The 13,053-nt window shown below is 67.8% G+C and carries 11 protein-coding genes; 2 read left to right on the top strand and 9 right to left on the bottom strand.

What is annotated here, in order from left to right:
* Positions 1 to 157: 157 nt before the first annotated feature.
* Complete coding sequence (locus ASE66_RS07050) at positions 158 to 1,234, bottom strand: tartrate dehydrogenase (RefSeq protein ID WP_057188899.1); 1,077 nt, start codon at positions 1,232 to 1,234, stop codon at positions 158 to 160.
* 63 nt (positions 1,235 to 1,297) lie between these two features.
* Entirely contained in the window at positions 1,298 to 2,092 is a 795-nt protein-coding gene (locus ASE66_RS07045) for a tripartite tricarboxylate transporter substrate-binding protein (RefSeq protein ID WP_244494825.1), read from the bottom strand.
* Positions 2,093 to 2,443: 351 nt separating this feature from the next.
* Here ASE66_RS07045 and ASE66_RS07040 point away from each other — a divergent pair, with 351 nt between their 5' ends.
* Positions 2,444 to 3,151 carry a GntR family transcriptional regulator gene (locus ASE66_RS07040; RefSeq protein WP_057188898.1) on the top strand — a complete coding sequence of 236 codons (708 nt, stop codon included), beginning with the start codon at positions 2,444 to 2,446 and terminating at the stop codon, positions 3,149 to 3,151.
* A 164-nt stretch (positions 3,152 to 3,315) separates the two neighbouring features.
* On the opposite strand, the gene ASE66_RS07035 is transcribed toward ASE66_RS07040, so the two are convergent.
* The 5 genes from ASE66_RS07035 to ASE66_RS07015 form a co-directional block, all read right to left on the bottom strand.
* Positions 3,316 to 4,116, bottom strand: a complete 801-nt coding sequence (locus ASE66_RS07035) for an ATP-binding cassette domain-containing protein (RefSeq protein ID WP_057188897.1) — start codon at positions 4,114 to 4,116, stop codon at positions 3,316 to 3,318.
* 59 nt (positions 4,117 to 4,175) lie between these two features.
* A complete protein-coding gene (locus ASE66_RS07030; protein WP_082613267.1) occupies positions 4,176 to 5,255 on the bottom strand; it encodes a siderophore-interacting protein in 1,080 nt (359 codons plus the stop codon).
* Positions 5,248 to 7,257, bottom strand: coding sequence for a Fe(3+)-hydroxamate ABC transporter permease FhuB (fhuB, locus tag ASE66_RS07025; RefSeq protein ID WP_057188913.1), 2,010 nt, complete (start codon positions 7,255 to 7,257; stop codon positions 5,248 to 5,250). The genes ASE66_RS07030 and fhuB overlap by 8 nt, the downstream gene beginning before the upstream one ends.
* The gene (locus tag ASE66_RS07020) at positions 7,250 to 8,134 is read right to left on the bottom strand and encodes an iron-siderophore ABC transporter substrate-binding protein (RefSeq protein ID WP_057188896.1); all 885 of its coding nucleotides are present in this window, start codon (positions 8,132 to 8,134) and stop codon (positions 7,250 to 7,252) included. The genes fhuB and ASE66_RS07020 overlap by 8 nt, the downstream gene beginning before the upstream one ends.
* 72 nt (positions 8,135 to 8,206) lie before the next feature.
* The gene (locus ASE66_RS07015; RefSeq protein ID WP_082613266.1) at positions 8,207 to 10,423 is read right to left on the bottom strand and encodes a TonB-dependent siderophore receptor; all 2,217 of its coding nucleotides are present in this window, start codon (positions 10,421 to 10,423) and stop codon (positions 8,207 to 8,209) included.
* Between the two features lie 230 nt (positions 10,424 to 10,653).
* Here ASE66_RS07015 and ASE66_RS07010 point away from each other — a divergent pair, with 230 nt between their 5' ends.
* Complete coding sequence (locus ASE66_RS07010; protein ID WP_200964562.1) at positions 10,654 to 11,541, top strand: helix-turn-helix domain-containing protein; 888 nt, start codon at positions 10,654 to 10,656, stop codon at positions 11,539 to 11,541.
* A 178-nt stretch (positions 11,542 to 11,719) separates the two neighbouring features.
* Here ASE66_RS07010 and ASE66_RS07005 read toward each other — a convergent pair whose 3' ends face one another.
* A complete protein-coding gene (locus ASE66_RS07005) occupies positions 11,720 to 12,610 on the bottom strand; it encodes an ABC transporter permease (protein WP_057188895.1) in 891 nt (296 codons plus the stop codon).
* Positions 12,610 to 13,053 (bottom strand): ABC transporter permease (locus tag ASE66_RS33135; protein ID WP_244494824.1); only part of this gene is annotated, 444 nt, incomplete at its 5' end. The genes ASE66_RS33135 and ASE66_RS07005, both read right to left, overlap by 1 nt.

The raw sequence follows: 13,053 nt of genomic DNA, 5'->3' as shown, positions 1-13,053 counted from the left end.
GACCAGCCAGTGCAGAGCGAGCGCGAGCGGCAGGAAGCCGAGCAGGAAGGCGAAGGAGTTGAACAGCATCGGGCGGGTGAGGGCGGCGGGAGAAGGCCGCCTTAGACGATTATCGCCGCCCTGTCATGATCAGGACGTCGTTTGCCGCTGCCATCGCTCAGATGTTGTCGCCGCGCAGGGCCTCGCAGACGGCCTGCGTCACCTGCGCCGTCGTCGCCTTGCCACCGAGATCGGGCGTATGCAGCGCGGGGTCGGCGGTGACGCGCTCGACGGCGCGCATCAGGCGGGCGCCCGCAGCCTTCTCGCCGAGATGCTCGAGCATCATCGCTCCCGTCCAGAAGGTCGCGACCGGATTGGCGACGCCCTTGCCGGTGATGTCGAAAGCCGAGCCGTGGATCGGCTCGAACATCGAGGGCGTCTTGCGCTCCGGGTTGAGATTCGCCGTTGGCGCGATGCCGAGCGAGCCGGCCAGCGCGGCGGCGAGATCGGAGAGGATGTCGGCGTGGAGATTGGTCGCGACGATGGTGTCGAGTGTCTCCGGCTTCAGCGTCATGCGCATGGTCATGGCGTCGACCAGCATCTTGTCCCAGGTCACGTCCGGGAATTCGCGTGCGACCTCGGCGGCGATCTCGTCCCACATCACCATGCCGTGGCGCTGGGCGTTCGACTTGGTGACGACGGTCAGGAGCTTGCGCGGCCGCGAGCCGGCGATCACGAAGGCATAACGGATGATCCGGGTCACGCCGGCGCGGGTGAACATGGCGACATCAGTCGCGACTTCCTGAGGCAGTCCCTTGTGCACGCGTCCGCCGACGCCGGAATACTCGCCCTCGGAGTTCTCGCGCACGATCACCCAGTCGAGCTCGGGACCGGAGACATGGCGCAGCGGGCTGACGATTCCGGGCAGGATGCGCGTCGGTCGGACATTGGCGTACTGGTCGAGCGGCTGGCAGATGGCGAGCCGGAGACCCCAGAGCGTCAGGTGGTCAGGGATGTCCGGTGCGCCGACGGCACCGAAATAGATCGCGTCGAAAGCCCGGAGCTGGTCGGCGCCGTCGGACGGCATCATCACGCCATGCTTGCGATAATAGTCGGAGCCCCAGTCGAAGGACTGGATATCGAAGCGGAAGCCGCCATCGCGCTCGGCGCAGACGTCCAAAACCTGGAGTCCGGCGGCGATGACCTCGGGGCCGATCCCGTCCCCGCCGATGGCGGCGATCCTGTGCGTGCGCATGCTTTAGTGTCCGATGGTTCTGGTTTGTGAGGATGCAGTGCCCGGAGCGCCGCCGTTTGCTGACTACTGGACGGTCACGCCGGCATTGCGGATGACCGGCACCCATTTGTCGATCTCGCTGCGGACGAGCTCGCCGAGCGCGGCCGGCGTCTGGCCGGCCTCGTCGGGCAGTTCGGCGCCGAGATCGAGGAAGCGCTTGCGCGTCGCCTCGTCCTTGAGAGCGGCGCGGGCCGCGGCATTCAGCCGGTCGACGATCTCCTTCGGCGTGCCCTTGGGGGCGAACATCGCGTTCCAGCCGGTCGCCTGGAATTGCGGCAAGCCTTGCTCGGCCGAGGTCGGGACATCGGGAATGACCGCAAGCCGCTCCTTGACCGCGACGACGAGGCCCTTGCCCTCCTTGGCCTGCACGCTCGGGACGATCGCGACGGTCTGGTCGCAGACATAGTCGACCTGGCCGCCGAGCAGCGCGTTCAGCGCCGGGCCGGAGCCACGGAAGGGGACGTGTTGCGGCTTGGTGCCGAGCAGCGAGTCGAGGAAGAGGCAGGTCAAATGCGAGGTCGAGCCGACGCCGCCGGAGCCGCAATTCAGCTTCTCCGCATTGGCCTTGAGATAGGCGACGAACTCGCGGAAATCCTTGACCGGCAGATCCTTCTTGGCGACCACAAGCATCGGCGTCGAGGCCGAGTTCATCACCGGCTCGAAATCGGTGCGCGGATCATAGGCGAGCTTGGGATAGAGCCCGACGCCCGCCGCCTGCGTGCCGAGATTGCCCATCAGCAGCGTGTAGCCGTCCGGCGTCGCCTTGGCGACGCGGGTCGCGCCCGTGGTGCCGCCGGCGCCAGCGACGTTCTCGACCACGACCGACTGGCCGAGCGTGCGCCCATATGGTCCGCCATCAGCCTGGCGACGATATCGGTGGTGCCGCCGGCGGCGAAGGGGACGACCAGCGTGACTGCGCGGGTCGGGTAGGGCGCCTGCGCCGTTGCGGTGGATGTCGCAGCAAGCCCGAGCGCCAGCGCGATCAGCATTCGCTTCATCGGTTTTCTCCCTGGAGTCCGCGCCGTTCGGCGGCGCCTCGATCTGCTCTTCCATTTATCTTCCATGGAAGTTTGCATGGTTCAGCGTCGCCGCCAGAAACCCTGGAGTCAAGCTTCCATTCTTGCTTGCATGGAAATAATCAGATGTGCTCAATCGACCACTGGAGGAGCCATGGTCGAGCTTGCACGGGGTGAGATATCCGAGGCTGGAGCCAAACGTGGCTCGCTGGTCGACGAGGCTTATGCCGCGCTGAAGCAGGCGATCCGCGATACCGATTTCCCGCCGGGCTATCAGGGCTCGGAGCAGGAGATCGCGGTCCGGCTCGGCATGAGCCGCACGCCGGTCCACGAGGCGATCATCCGGCTGCAAGAGGATGGTTTGGTCCGCGTCCTCTCCAAGCGCGGCGTGCTGATCTGCCCGCTGGCGCCGCAGGATATCCGCGAGATCTACGAGGTCGTGATCGCGGTCGAGTCGATGGCGGCGGAGCTGCTGGCCGCCTTGCCCGAGGCGGGGCGCGGGGCCGTGGCCGACGAGCTCGAGGCGGCGACCGCCGCGATGGACGAGGCGCTGACGCGTGGCGACCTGCCAAGCTGGGCCGAGGCCGACGAGCTCTTCCATCGCCTTTTGGTCGAGCGCTGCGGCAATGGCCGCCTGCGCCGCATCGCCCAGACGGTGACGGACCAGGCGCATCGCGCCCGCATGCTGACGCTGAAGCTGCGAGCAAAGCCGGTCGGCTCGGCGCAAGCGCACCGCCTGATCATCGCGGCCGTGCGTGCCGGCGATGCCGGGGAGGCGCATCGCAGTGCCCGCGCACATCGCGTCGCGGCGCGCGACGAGATCGTTCCCCTGATCGAGCATATCGGCCTTCGGCAGCTTTGAGTTGCCGGCAGATGGGCGATCCTCGCCTCGTGTTCGAGCGACCGGCCGAATGAAAGCCTGCTGGCGATGGAGCTGGCCGGCAATTCGCCGGACTATTCCGAACCTCTGTGAAGCCTGCTTTCAGGCAAGCTGGTGAATGACCCGGCCTTCCATTCGAAGCTGCCTCACACGAAGGCGAGCGGCCTGCCGCTATCAGGATGGGGCATCACGCCGACCTCGACGCCGTAGATCGCCCGCAGGATATCCGGCCGCACGATCTGCTCGGGCGTCCCGCGCGCGACCAGCCGGCCGGAATGCAGCGCGACGATCTCGTCGCAGAAGCGGGCGGCCATGTTGACGTCGTGCAGTACGACGACGATGCCGAGATCCTGCCGATGCGAGAGCTGCCGCACCAGCGTCAGCACCTCGAGCTGATGGGCGAGGTCGAGCGCCGCGATCGGCTCGTCGAGCAGGAGGCAGTCGGCATCCTGCGCCACCAGCATGGCGAGCCAGGCGCGCTGGCGCTCCCCGCCCGACAAGGTATCGACGAGGCGATCGGCGAAGGGCTCGATGTCGGTCAGCGCCATCGCCTCGCGAACCTTGTCGCGGTCGCGCTGGCCGAAGCGGCCGAGCGCGCCGTGCCAGGGATAGCGTCCGAGCGCGACCAGCTCGCGCGCCAGCATGCCGGCGGCGGGTGGTGTCTGCTGCGGCAGATAGGCGACCTTGCGCGCGAAGCCGCGATTGTCCCAGCTCTCGATCGGGCGGCCCGCAAAACGCAGATTGCCACGCGTGGGTCGCTGCTGCCGCGCCAGCAGCTTCAGAAGCGTCGACTTGCCCGAGCCGTTATGGCCGAGGAGGCCGATCACCTGGCCGGCCGGAAGATCGAGCGTCAGCGGCTCGAGCAGGGCCCGCTCCCCGATCGAGAAGCCGACGGCATCGAGCGCGAACAGGGGGGCGCTCGCTTGCAACGCGGCTTTGCCGGCCATGTCGGCCAGGGACGTGGGAGCAGGGTGCTCGGCTGGGTTCGTAGAGGTCTCGGTCCGCATCAGTCACCGTGGTCGTGCACGTCGGCATGGCCCCGGCGCCAATAGGCGGCGACGAGATGGCGGTCCTTCGGCAGCTGCTTTTCTGCCCGCAGATGCTTGCGGATCGCGCGCGCCGCCGCCTGCTCGCAACCGGCGAAGACGAACGGCTTGCCCTGATCCGGCAGGGAGATGCCGCGCACGGCCTGCGGCAACAGGTTGGTCGAGCCGGCCGGCGCGCCGTCGCGGTGCAGCCAGGTCACCTCGATCGCTGCGTCGGAGGCGATCTTCTGCTGCTCGCTCGCATCCGCCACTTCGATGACGATGCTGGCGCGGGCGGAGCTCGGCAGGTTCCCGGCGATGCGCGCGATCGCCGGCAGCGCCGTCTCGTCACCGCAGAGCAGGTACCAGTCGGCCGGGATCACATCGCCACCGCCGGGGCCGAGCAGGCCGACGCGGTCGCCCGCCTTCGCCTCGCGCGCCCAGATCGAGCCCGGCGACTCGTCGTGCAGCACGACGTCGATGTCGAGCTCGCCGCGGGCCTGGTCGATCGCGCGGATGGTGTAGGTGCGCTTCGCCAGCGTATCCTCGCCCTCGGGCCAGATCACCCGGCTGTCAGGACCGGCGCTGGGCCAGATCGGCACGCGTCCACGCGGCGGGATCAGCACGCGAACATGCAGCCCCCCGGTCGCGAAATGGCCGGGATCGTCGCAGGCGAGGGTGACGCGTCGCATCGCCGGGGTGATGTCGCGGGCGCGACGCACCACGACCTCGCGGAAATACGGGATGCGCGTCTCGCCGGCCGCGTCGCCGTGCCAGCTCAGCGTGAAGCTTTCGCCTTCGGCGAACTCGGCGAGATGCTCGGCGACCGAGGACTTGACCACGAAGAGCCGGCTCTCGTCGGGGGAGGCGACGACGATGGACAGCGCCCTTGACCCAACCTTGAGCTCGACCGCTCCGAACGCTCCGTCGAGCCGCGCACCACCCGTCCGGCGGGTCACCGTGCCGTGGCTGACGAAGTGGTCGCAGAGCCGTTCGAGCATGCCGGCAGGGTTGGCGAGAGTGACCCGTGCAGTCGCGCGCAGAGTGTTGTCGTTAGCCATGCCTGCGTCCCGTGCGGTTCAACAGCCAGATCAGATAAGGACCGCCGATCAGGGCCGCAAACAGCCCGGTCGGCACCTGATAGGGGAAGGCGACGAGGCGCGCGAGCCAGTCGGCCAGGATCAGCACGCCGCAGCCGATCAGGATCGAGGCGACGAGCTGGTCGCGGCTACGGGCGAAGCCGGCGAGGCGCGCCAGATGCGGCGCGATCAACCCGATCAGGCTGAGTGGGCCGATCAGCAGCGACGCGACCGCTGTCGCCAGCGCCGCTACGGCGGCAAGGACGAGGCGACTGCCCGCCACGGAGAGGCCAAGGCCCCGGCTCGTCGCCTCGCCCAGCGGCATCAGATCGAGCCAGCGCGTCGCCAGGAAGAGCGGCGCGAGCAGCAGCAGGCAGGCGGCCAACCCGACCCAGACCTCGATCTCGCCGGCGCGATTGGTCGAGCCCGACAACCAGGTCAGCAGCACATAGGCGCGCAGGTCCCCCTTGGCGAGCGCGGTCGAGACCAGCGCCATGCAGAGCGCGCCCATGGCGATGCCGGCCAGCAGCAGGCGCTGCGAGCCGATGCCGGGCCGGCCGGCCAGGACCAGCATGACGAGGAGCACCGTGAGCGAACCGCCGGCAATGCCGGTCAGCATCGAGAACGGGCTGAACGGCAATAATGCGAGAGCCAGCGTCAGGCCGACACCGCCGCCGGCGCTGACGCCGAGGACCTCCGGCCCGGCCAGTGGATTGGCGGTGAGGCGCTGCATCAGGCAGCCGGCGGCGCCGAGCAGAGCTCCTGCGGCACCAGCCGCAATCAGGCGCGGCCCGCGGAAAGGCAGCAGCTCGGCGAAGAGACCGCCTGTCGCCAGCCCCCATCCTTGCGGCCCGCGGCCGAGGACGAGGCCGAGCAGGGCTACGAGTGCGATCGCCGCGGCGAGGCCGGCCAGGGCCGGCAGCGCCCGCGCGATGCGATGCGTCGGAGCCATGGCGTCGACGGTCTGCGCCAGCGGGGCAGGGGGAACGCGACGCATCAGCCAGAGCAGCAGCGGGCCGCCGAGCAGGGCGGTGGCGGCGCCGGTCGGGGCGAGGTCGTTGAAACCGGAGCCGAGCAACTGCACGGCGCTGTCGGTGATCGAGAGCAGCAGCGCCCCGACAGCCGGTGCCGCCAGAAGCAGCTGGCGCGGCGTGCGGGCGCCGGCCTCGCGCGCCAGGGCCGGCGCTGCGAGCCCGACGAAGCCGATGATGCCGACCTCGGCGGTGACGCTGGCCGCGAGCCAGATCGCAACGCCGAGCACAGCGAAACGCGTGGCGTGCAGGGCGAGGCCGAGATTGCGGGCGATGCCGTCGTCGAGCCCGAGCAGAGCGAGCGGACGCAGTAGCAGCGCGGCGGCAAGCCAGCACAGCAGCAGGCGCGGGCCGAGCGCCAGCGCCGCATCCCAGCTCTGCTGGTGCAGCGAGCCGGCGCCCCAGATGAAGAGCGAGAGCACATAGTCGCCCTTGGCGAGGATGACGGTCGCGCTCAGCGCCGCCGCGAGCAGCGAGACGACCATGCCGGAGAGGACGACCGTCAGCGGTTCGAGCCCGCGCCGCCAGCTCAGTCCGAGCACGAAGGCGACGGCGAGGATCGCGCCGGCGAGTGCGACGCCTTCGCGCGAGGTGGCGATCGCAGCCGGGACATAGGCGCTCGCCACCGTCAGCGCCAATTGCGCGCCGGAGGCGACGCCGAGCGTCGAGGCATCGGCGATCGGGTTGCGCAGGACCTGCTGCAGCAGCAGCCCGGCGAGCCCGAGCGCGGCGCCGCAGACCAGAGCGGTGACGGAACGCGGTATCAGGCTGTGCCAGAGCAGGATCTGCTCGAGCGGGCGCGCAAGCTCGCCTGGCATCGGCAGTGCCGGGCGCGTCACGATGACGGCGGCGAGAAGCGCCGCAGCTGCCGACGCGGCCAGAAGCCAGAGAACGAGCCCGAGGCCGGGATGGCGGTGCGCCTGCGCGAGGATGGTCGTGGCGGCGTCAGCCATGCGCCGGCGCCTGTGCCAGCAGCGCCTCGGTGAGAAGGCGGGCGAAGCGCCGGGCCGCCGGCAGGCCGCCATAGGGATTGATCGAGGCAAGCTGCAGGAGCCTTCCCTGGCGCAGATTGGGCAGGGCGTTCCAGAAGGCGCTGGCCGAGAGGACCTCCAGCGCTCCAGGTGGCACTGGCGGGATCACTGCGATCCAGGCCTTCGGAGTCCGCGCCAGAGCCTCCAGACCGACCGGCGCCATGGCGGAGTAGCTGGTGTCGTCGGTCCAGGCATTGGCGAGACCGAGCCGCTTCAGGACCTCGCCGAACATGCTGTCGGCGCCGAATACGCGGAAGTGCCTGGCATCGCCGAGATTGATCGGGATCACCGGCCGCGCCGCGTGCGGCTTCAGCTGCTCGCGCAGGCTTGCGAACTCCGCCTCGGTTTCGGCGATGTAGCGCTCGGCCTCGCTGCTCTTGCCGAGGCGCGTGCCGATGCTGCGCATCATCACCGCCGCCGGCTCGTAAGGGGGCCGGCCGGGCGCATAGATCGAGAAGCGCTCGACCGGAGCGATCCGGGTGAGCCGCGGCTCCGAGCTGACATAGAAGCTGGATGAGTAGATCAGCTCTGGCCGGGAGAGCAGCAGCAGCTCGAAATTGACCGTGCCGCGCAAGCCGAGATCGGTGACGGTTCCCGGAACCGCGGGTTCGACCGCGACCTCGCGGAACTGCAGCAGTTCGGGCGCGGCAACCGGGGCTATGCCGAGCGCAAGCAGGGTCTCCAGCACCGACCAGTCGACGGTCGCGACGCGTGGTTCGGCGGCATGAGCCGGACGCGCAAAAGCGGCCGCCGCCAGAATGGCGAGCGCCTCGCGTCGTCTCGGGAATGTCGTGGTCATGCGCGCGGCTCTAGCATGGGCGAAGGCCGCGGCGAGGAGCTGCGGCCTTCGGATGTCGTGTAGATGGCGCCCCTACCACTTGTAATTGGCCGAGACAGTCACGGTGCGGGCGTCGCCATAGCCGCAGCCAGACTGGCCGTTGCAGCTCTTCACATAGACCTTGTCGAACAGGTTGGTGACATTGAGCGCCATGCCCCAATTGCCGATCTGATAGCGGATCGCGGCATCGACCACGGTCGCCGCCGGCACCTTCAGCGTATTCTCGGCATTGGCGTATGAGCTGCCGACATAGCGCACGCCGGCGCCGAGGCCGAGGCCTTTGAAGGCGCCCTCCGGCACCGTGTAGTCGAGCCAGCCCGAGGCTGTGACCTCGGGAACGACGACTGGTGTCTTCCCGACCAGCAGCGGACGGCTGTCCTTCCTCGTCGTCAGGTCGAAGGCGGTGAACGAGGCCAGCAGCTTCAGGTCCTTGGTGATGTTGGCCTTGGCCTCGAACTCGAAGCCGCGCGAGGTGACCTCGCCGAGTTGCTGCTGGGCGAACGGGTTGAGCGCGGTCGGGGCGGGGTTCAGCACGTTGCGCTTGGAGATGTGGAAGACCGAGGCGGTCAGCAGCGCGTCCATGAAGGTCGGCTTGTACTTCACGCCGGCCTCGAATTGCTGGCCTTCCTCAGGCCGGAAGGGCTGGCCGGGGCCGCCCAGCAGGTCGGGCACGGCGTCGAAGACCGGGGTGAAGAAGGTCGCCGCGCTGACATAGGGGGTCAGCCCGTTGGCGAACTCGTAGCCGAGGCCGGCGCGGCCGCTCCAGGACGCCTCCTTCTTGTCATAGGTCGGCGAGAACAGCAGGCCGGTCGGGCTGACCGACTTCTTGTCGACATAGTCGTAGCGGCCGTTCAGCGTCAGCAGCCAGCCACCGCCGAAGCGGATCTGGTCCTGGGCGTAGAAGCCGATCTGGTGATGCTTCAGGTCCTGGTTGAGATAGACGCCGGTCGGGCCCTGCGCCGCGCCGTAGACCGGGTTGGTGGCGCTGATCGTGGTCGCGCCGCCCGAGGCCTGGGTGTGATCGACGTTGAAGTACTTGTAGTCGACGCCAAAGAGCAGCGAGTGCTCGAGCGGTCCGGTGACGACCTTGCCGTCGATGCGGTTGTCGACCGTGAAGGTCCGCACCCGCGTCCGCTCCTGGAAGCCGATGCGGTAGAGCTGGTTGTCGGGGCCGAGCGGTTGCAGACGGTCGCCGAAGGGGGCGTCCGGACCGGCATAGCCGAAGCCGTAGGGGCCGAGCTGCGAGCCCTTCATCACGCCGTAGCGCAGGTTCTGCGAGAAGGTCCAGTTGTTGGCGAACTGGTGCTGGAACTCGTAGCCGAGCAGGGCCTGGGTGCGCTCCTGATCGTCGACCGCGGGTTCGCCGAAGAAGGCCTCGCGCCGGATCCTGCCGAAGGGCGCGTTTCTCACCGTGCCGATATAGGGCAGGAAGCCGCCGCCGACATGGACCTGATCGAGCGCCGCATACATGCCATAGGCGGTGAAGCGGGTCGCGCCATTGGGCTGGTAGCTGATCTGCGGCATGATCATGCCGCGGAAATCCTTGGAATAATCGGTGTACTGGTCGCCGCCGGAAAGCTTGCCGGTCAGGCGCGTGCTCCAGACGCCCTGCTTGTCGCTGACGCCGATATCGATACCGGTATAGGCATTGCCCCAATTGTTGATGCCGGCCTCGACATAGCCGAAATTCTTGCCGTTGGGGCGTTTGCTGACGAGGTTGACGATGCCGCCCGGCGTCGAGCCGCCATAGAGCACCGAAGCCGGGCCTTTCAGCACCTCGACGCGCTCGAGCAGGAAGGGGTCGATCTGGAAGCCGCCGAAGCCGTAGGAATAAAGCTGCAGCCCATCCATGAAGACGCCGGTCTGCGTCGCCTGGAAACCGCGGATGAAGATCCAGTCGGTGTCGGGGTCGGGCCCGAAGGCCTGCGCGGCGACACCGGCAGTGTAGCGCAGCGCTTCGTCGACCTTCAGCGCCTTGCGGTCGTCGATCTCGTCGCGGCCGAGCACCGACACCGCCTGCGGGATCGCGGTGATCGACGTGTTCGCCTTGGAGCCGGTCGCCGAGCGCGTTGCGACATAGCCGTTCACCGGGCCGGTCGTGGTGCCGCCATCGCCTTCGACCGTGATCGTGTCGAGCTGGACCGTTGGGGCGGACTGCGTCTGCGCAAGGGCAGCGCCGGCACAGAGCACGGTGAGCGAGACAGTCGACCCAAGAAGAAATCTAGTCTTCATCTTCTGAACGTAGCACATTTTCAATCCCGGCCCCAGCAAATGCCGCCAACTCAGAACTGATCAAATTTAGAACTGTTCAAAGGCGGAGTTCAGCTTTCCGTTGGGCAATATCAGCATCGCCCGGTGTGGGATTGATCGTTCCTGTCGTGCATTGAACGTTCTTGGGTGCGCGTCTACAATTGTGTTGACCACGTTGCATTTTGAACACGCGCTGCAAGGGCGATTCCTCGCCGCTTCGGAGGCTAAAGATGGGTTTCCAGCCGCGCATGCGTTCGGTCCGCGAAGGCATCAACGTCATCGGCTCGCTGAAATACCGCATCTGGAACGGCGTCGTCGCCGATCTCTGGCAGGCCGAATGCCAGGCGGGCGCCAGCGGCGAGTACGTGTCCGAGCACCCGCGCCTGTTCGTGGTGCTCGACAAGGTCGGCGGCCATTTCGAGACGCGGCTCAACCCGAACGAACCCGGCATTTCCAGCAGCGCCCGCGCCAACGCCATCAGCTTCATGCCGGCCGGCGTGCCAGTCTGGGGCCGCACGCAGCAGCGCATGCGCATCCGCCATCTCGATCTGCATTTCGATGCCGCGACGGTCAGCGAGCGCCTGGGCGAGGCGTTGTCGCCCGAGCGGCTGGCGCAGCCGCGCATCGCCTTCTCGAACCCGCGCATCCTGACGCTGGCGCGCCTGATCGCCGATGAATGCGCCGAGCCGGATGCACGCCATGATCTCTATGGCGACGGGCTCGTCCTCGCGGTGCTGATCGATCTGTTCGGCGTGCGCGCCAACGCGCCGCGCCGGCGCGCGCCACTGAGCAACTGGCAGCTCAAGGCGGTGACCGACTACATCAGTGAGAATGCTGCAGGCACGATCCGCCTGCAGGATCTCGCCGAGCTCGTCGGCATGTCGCAATCGCATTTCAGCCACGCCTTCAAGGCCTCGACCGGCCTGCCGCCGCATCAATGGCAGCTCAGGGCGCGGATCGAGCGTGGCCAGCGCCTGCTTGCTTCGGGCGACCGGCCCCTGACCGAGATCGCGGCCGATTCCGGTTTCTCCGACCAGGCACATTTCACCCGCGTCTTCCGCCGCATGGTCGGCGAGACACCGGCCGCCTGGCGCCGGGGGGCCGGGGACAGAGGCTGAGCTGGCTCGGCCCGGCGGAACGAAATCACGCTGCTCCGCCTGCGGCCGGCAGGCTGAGACGACGCAGTTTCGGTACCACCACATCTGGCCACAGCCAGCCGATTGGGCAGTCGACTATTCTTCTCGGGGATCTCTTCCCCGATATCCATGAGGACGAGACCAGCAAATAGGTCGCTTCTCAGAGTTTGGGATCGAGCGCGTCGCGCAATCCGTCGCCGATGAAGTTGAAGCTGGTGACCGCGAGCGTGATCGCGGCGCCGGGAATGATCGCCAGCCAGGGCGCGCTGGTAAGATAGCTCTGGGCGCTTTCGAGCATGTTGCCCCAGCTCGGTGTCGGTGGCTGGATGCCGAAGCCGAGGAAGGAGATGTAGCTCTCGGCCAGGATCGCATGGGCGACATTGAGCGTCGCCGCGACGACGATCGGCGCGATCGCATTGGGCAGCAATTCGCGAAACATGATGCGTCGGTTGCTTGCGCCGAAGGAGACGGCGGCTTGGGCGAATTCGCGCGTCTTCAGCGAGCGGATCTGCGCCTCGACGACGCGGGCGACCTCCATCCAGGAGGTCATCGCGATGAGGAGGATGATCGACGGTACCGAAGGCGAGACCAGCGCCGAGATCGCCAGCAGCAAAAAGATCGAGGGGAAACACAGCATCGCGTCGACAAAGCGCATCAGGACTGCGCCGACGGCCCCCTCATAGAAGCCGGCGACCATGCCGACGACGATGCCGATCACCATGGCGATCGTCATGGCCGAGAACCCGACTGCGAGCGAGATCCGCCCCGCCATCAGGAGCCGCGCGAGGATGTCGCGGCCGAGCGGGTCGGTCCCGAGCACATGCGGTCCGGCGAAAGGCGGCGCGAAACGGGAGCGGATGTCGATGAAGGTATCGCTATAGGGCAGCAGCATCGGACCGAAGACGCAGGCAAGCGTCAGCAGCAGGATGGTGACCGTGCCGAACACGGCAAGCTTGTGACGCCGGAAGCGCCGCAGGCCCGGGCTGTTCCAAAGGCTGGGAAGCGGGGCCAGAGTCGGCTCGCGCGGGCTTGAGAATGGCGTGTCGCTCATCACCCGCTCCTCGAGACGCGCGGGTCGGCGACGCCATAGAGCAGATCGGCGAGCAGGGATCCGAGCAGGACGAGAACGGCCGTGAACATCAGGATGCCCATGACGACGGGATAGTCGCGATAGCCGATCGAATCGAGGAAGAGCCGGCCCATGCCGGGCCAGGTGAACACCGTCTCGGTGACCAAGGCCCCCGACAGCAGCGTCGGCACATGCAAACCGGTGATGGTGATCATCGGCAGCAGCGCGTTGCGCAAGGCATGGCGCAGCAGGATCTGGCGCTCCGGCACGCCCTTGGCGCGGGCGGTGCGGATATAATCCTGGTTGACGACATCCAGCATCGACGAGCGCATGTAGCGGCTCCACACCGCGGTCGAGACCAGCGCCAGCACGATGCAGGGTCCGATCAGGTGGTGCAGCTGGTTGAGGAACGAGCCATCGCCGAC

It is taken from the genome of Allobosea sp. Root483D1 (genome assembly GCF_001429505.1).
Classification (GTDB): domain Bacteria; phylum Pseudomonadota; class Alphaproteobacteria; order Rhizobiales; family Beijerinckiaceae; genus Allobosea.
The sequence above is the reverse complement of the archived record's forward strand: the minus strand, read 5'-3'. Positions and strand labels throughout refer to the sequence as shown.